Genomic DNA, 787 nt, shown 5'->3' with positions numbered 1-787 from the left:
CACCCCGGACGCGCCTTCGCCGAGGATGCCGTCCGTCGCCAGCGCCGCCCACGGCACCGGCCGGGTGTGGGCCTCGGCCTGCCAGGCGGCGTCGAGCGTTGCGCAGAACGGGTTGCCGGCGTAGGCCAGCCAGGTCAGCCGGGGCAGATCGAGCAGCCAGTCGGGGAAGGCGGCGATGCGGTTGGCGGCGATGCGCAGCAGCTCCAGCGACGTGCACGCCGCCATCTCCGGCGGCAACTCGGTGAGCCGGTTGCCCGCCAGCGCCAGCTTGCGCAGCCCGGTGCACCGGCCGATGCCGGCGGGCAGGGTTTCGATGCGGTTGTCGGTGAGGATCAGCCAGCGCAGGGCGGGCGGCAGGGCGGCGTCCGGCACCGTGTGCAGACGGCACGACTTGAAGCCGATCATCTGCAGCGCGGGGCAGCGGCCCAGCACCTCGGGCAGCACCTCGAAAGGGTTGCCCGAGCAGAACAGCACCCGCAGCCGGGTGAGCCGCGGCAGGTCGTCCGGCAGGGTGGTGAGTTCATTGCCCGCCAGATCGAGGATCTCCAGCGTATCGGCGAGCTCGAAGATCTCCCGCGGGAAATCGCGCAGGCCACAGGCGAGCTTGAGGTGACGGGCGCCGGCGAGCGCGCCGGAACGCAGCTGTTCGAGGGTGTGCATCGGGGCAGAGGATGACGTCGTAGTGGGCGAGGGGCGATTCTAGCGGTCAGCCGGTTACCAGACGCTCGACAATTGCCCACATCCGGCGCCGGGGGCGCTCCGTTCAGACCCCCTGGCCGACCAGCTT

At 71.4% G+C, this 787-nt stretch carries 1 protein-coding gene; it reads right to left on the bottom strand.

The features are described from left to right. Positions 1-660, bottom strand: a 660-nt coding sequence (locus tag L6Q67_RS23615) for a leucine-rich repeat domain-containing protein (RefSeq protein WP_296575985.1), incomplete at its 3' end; no start/stop codon positions are given. Positions 661-787 lie beyond the last annotated feature (127 nt).

It is taken from the genome of Zoogloea sp. (assembly GCF_023150065.1).
Classification (GTDB): Bacteria; Pseudomonadota; Gammaproteobacteria; order Burkholderiales; family Rhodocyclaceae; genus Zoogloea.
This window is presented reverse-complemented; position numbering and strand designations above follow the sequence as displayed.